We start from the raw sequence: 3,679 nt of genomic DNA, 5'->3' as shown, positions 1-3,679 counted from the left end.
GTTCCGACGTCCTAGAGGTCACTATCTGGAGAAGTTAAGATATGTTTGGGCTAGGGCTAGATCGGGGTAACTAGTCAGTGATGCTACTATCGAAAGCATCAACATAACTGTCATCACCAAAGCTTTAAAGCTTCTCAGTAAAATTTGTTTCACTATTCTATGATTGAGATTACTTTCAAGACTTTACGTTAATTTTTCCAATTGATCAACCCAAATACATGCTTCAAATGTAGTATATATATAACACAGAAGCCGCCAGAAAATTACTTATTTTTTTTGAGTATAAATAATCATTTTATCCTTAGCTGTAGTTGTCTGATTTATCGGGATTGAACTAGAGGGGAAAACTAAGGTTGGCAGCAACTCTCCCCTCTTTTAGAGGTTTTTTAGAGTTTAAGTCCCGATCTTCCCAAACTAATCAATTCCCAAACTAATGGATTCGCAAAAAACCATCAATCCCTCTCCCCATCCCTGACATCCGTTAAGCCATCCGTTGCCAACAGGAACTTATTTCAAGTGTTGGGAGTAATCTTCAGAAGATTCAGGGTTCAGCTCCCAGCGGAGGTGATCGCGAACCTCTAACTTGTCTCGAGTTTGGACAGCTTCACCATCAACTGAAGAAATTCCCATGGACTCCAGCAAGTCTTCAGTTACATTTTGGTCAGGAGTGGGCGTTTCTCCTCCAACTGCTTCTTCACCCACTACTTCAGCCTGATACCAATTATCGTAAATATCGCCACCGGTGACATTGCCACCGGATAGTTTGCTAGTTCTCAACTTCTCCAAGGTGCGTCCCATCCCAGTGTCACGGTCAACTACACCCTCAAAAATCCGGTCAGGGTCTTCTATTCCAGTCAGGTCTGCTAAAAAGACTTCTTCTGTATTACGGTTGTCAGTATACCCTTCCTCTCGTTTCAGAATTTCATAAGAGTTGACTACATCGTTGTTCTTGTAATCTTTCATAATCGTTACTCCTGATTAGTGTCATTGCTTGATTCATAACTAGTCTCCTTCTAATTAAATTGTACTGCTAAAATAACTATAATTCCAAAGCACTCTCCCTATGACCATCACTCCCTTTACCCCAGCATTATAAGGAATATAACGCTATGGGATCAGTTAGCAACACTATTAAACATTACTCAATAAATTGTAAAACTATCGCTGCTTACGCCTTACCTACAATCCTGGGAAGCTAGAAATCATGGATCCTTCCCCTGAATATGAACTTTATAAAAAAGTGATTGGTCGCTTTGTTTAAACCCTAGCTGAAGAATTTAAAATTAGGATTTATCCTTTAGGTTCACCTACCTTTAGACTAATTACCAGTTATGTAAGTTATGCGATCGCTTTTTTTTAATACACATAAATTATCCGTCGAATTACCAGTTATGTAAAAAAAGCGATCGCTTTTTTTTAATACACATAACTGGTAATGTTTCAAGAACTAATTTCAGAGGGTTAAGCTGGAAAATTATAAAAAATTGCTCCTCTTTTAATTAGCTCAAGCTTGGTGGATTCATCAATTCCTAAAATATATGCGAATCGGGCATTTTTGACTTTAGCATCCCTGAGCTGGGCACGAGTGAGGTCGGCACCATTAAGGTTAGCACCACTGAGGTTAGCACCACTGAGGTTAGTACCACTGAGGTTGGCACCAGACACCCTCATCGGATTCAGGAAGGCACCACTAAGGTTAACACCACTGAGATTGGAATCACTAAGGTTGGTAGCACTGAGCTCAGCACCCCTAAGGTTGGCACCAATCAGGTTGGCACCAATCAGGTTGGCACCAATCAAATTTGCACCACTGAGGTTAGCACCGATCAAGTTTGCACCACTGAGGTTAGCACCACTAAGATTGGCAGCAATCAGGTTAGCACGAATCAAGTTAGCACCACTGAGGTCCGCATCACTCAGCTTAGGACGAATCAAGTCCGCACCACTCAAGTCGGCATCACATAGATTAGCACCACTCAAGTCGGCATCACATAGATTAGCACCACTAAGCTTCGTATTACTGAGGTCCGTATCACTGAGGTCTGCACCCCTCAAGTCTCGACCCACAGCTCCACTGCTGGCAATCTCTTGCACTAGACGCCATTTATGATCAAGGTTGCTATTTTCTTCATCATCTGACCTTTCGTTCAAAATTTGAATATCTTTAATAGGAAAACCGCTTAATTCTTTTAGGTCTTCTGATTTTATCCGAGCTTCAAGCTGTTCAATCGCCTCTTGAGAGCACTCTAGGATTAAGCGGCTTGGTTTTAATATCAATAATGTTGATCGTGTATCCTGAAGATTGTTGTAAAATAGATTCAATCAGTTTTGAAGGTTGAACTGAATTTATATCTCCTTCTAATACAAGAACAGCTTTAATTGCTTGACTTTGTCTCTGGATTACAGTCTCTTGGTGCGTCAGGGGTTGACTTTGCTCCACACCCTCCACCGGCTCTGAGCTACTGCCATCATTTTTGTTTACTTGTTCTGATGATTTTTCTTCTGCTATTCCCGCAATTTCTTTCCAGTCTAGGGTCAATCCCTCGCATATCCGTTTAAATAAATCAAGCTGAATGGGCTCTGATTTAAAAAATTTGGTAACTGTATAGTGACTTATCCCTTGTGACTTGGGAAAGTTATTTTTTAACTCAACCCCTAGCTTATCTAAAGCTTTTTTCGCTGTTTCAATACCTTTTGACGAGGCGGCGATAGTTAGTTTTTTAGTTTTATTACCCTGGCTAAACTCTGTCATAGTCTTGCTGATTTAGCATAACTATAGCATCAGAAGTTTTGAACAGAGAATAGGCAATAAGGAATAGGTAACAGGGAATAGGTAACAGGGAATAGGGAATAGGGAACAGGGAACAGGGAACAGGGAATAGGGAACAGGGAACAACCAGTAGTAAAATAATTATATGTACATCATGAGTCCTATAAACGCTATAATTTCAATTATTATTACATAGTCTCCCTGCTCCAATCATTTTTTTTAACTATCTCTAAAACTTCCAAATAAAAACTTATAAAAACCCTTGACAACTTAAATTATAATCATTACAATAATTAATATAAAGCCACAATGATTTCAAGTTCTGACTTATGTCAAAATACTCTAACCAAAACTTCAAGAAACAACCTGTTGAGCACACTCTAAAAGGTCCTCGTCAAGCCGTAATCCATAGTATGCAAAGGTTTTATTCCCTTGGCTATGGGGAGATTGCCGACTGGAGCCCTTTGGAACCTACTGAAACTCCAGGGGAAGTGAAGACAACCATGATGAAGTATTGGCTGTTGCCATAACACCTTAATTTCTGGGGGGGCTTCCCCCCAGAGCCTTGGCTCCGGTCTGGTCCCGTAGGGTGGCCGAAAGACCAAGCTCAATCAAATAAGATCACATCAGTTTCGGTTTGGGAACTCAGTGACATAAGTCATTTAAATAGCCGTGGATAGTATTTCTACGGCTATTTTTTTGGCGTTGCTGATTCTGGGTATGGTTTTGCCCCCCTAGGGCGTGTTTTCAAAGTTTTCCGCAAGATTATGATCCCCCCCAGCCCCCCTTTTTTAAGCTATCCATTAGGCAAAAGTAGTCGAAACGGTGATAGAGACTAGGATTTAGGCAAGGATTGGGAGAGGAGTGGTGAGAGCCATTATTAGACGAATAGGGGTTTCCCAAGACTGC

At 40.8% G+C, this 3,679-nt stretch carries 5 protein-coding genes; 1 reads left to right on the top strand and 4 read right to left on the bottom strand.

The annotated features are described in order from the left end of the window. Positions 1-507: 507 nt before the first annotated feature. The 4 genes from F6K51_RS35530 to F6K51_RS35515 all read right to left on the bottom strand — a co-directional run bounded on the left by F6K51_RS35530 (position 508) and on the right by F6K51_RS35515 (position 2,896). Complete coding sequence (locus F6K51_RS35530; RefSeq protein ID WP_293030426.1) at positions 508-963, bottom strand: DUF6335 family protein; 456 nt, start codon at positions 961-963, stop codon at positions 508-510. 498 nt (positions 964-1,461) lie between these two features. Continuing rightward, complete coding sequence (locus F6K51_RS35525) at positions 1,462-2,277, bottom strand: pentapeptide repeat-containing protein (RefSeq protein WP_293030423.1); 816 nt, start codon at positions 2,275-2,277, stop codon at positions 1,462-1,464. After that, complete coding sequence (locus F6K51_RS35520; RefSeq protein WP_293030420.1) at positions 2,225-2,752, bottom strand: hypothetical protein; 528 nt, start codon at positions 2,750-2,752, stop codon at positions 2,225-2,227. Before F6K51_RS35520 ends, F6K51_RS35525 begins: the two co-directional genes overlap by 53 nt. A 21-nt stretch (positions 2,753-2,773) precedes the next feature. Beyond that, a complete protein-coding gene (locus F6K51_RS35515) occupies positions 2,774-2,896 on the bottom strand; it encodes a hypothetical protein (protein ID WP_293030417.1) in 123 nt (40 codons plus the stop codon). Between the two features lie 203 nt (positions 2,897-3,099). Here F6K51_RS35515 and F6K51_RS35510 point away from each other — a divergent pair, with 203 nt between their 5' ends. Then, positions 3,100-3,300 carry a hypothetical protein gene (locus F6K51_RS35510; protein ID WP_075900035.1) on the top strand — a complete coding sequence of 67 codons (201 nt, stop codon included), beginning with the start codon at positions 3,100-3,102 and terminating at the stop codon, positions 3,298-3,300. Positions 3,301-3,679: the final 379 nt, after the last annotated feature.

This window comes from Moorena sp. SIO3I8, assembly GCF_010692325.1.
Taxonomy (GTDB): domain Bacteria; phylum Cyanobacteriota; class Cyanobacteriia; order Cyanobacteriales; family Coleofasciculaceae; genus Moorena.
The sequence above is the reverse complement of the archived record's forward strand: the minus strand, read 5'-3'. Positions and strand labels throughout refer to the sequence as shown.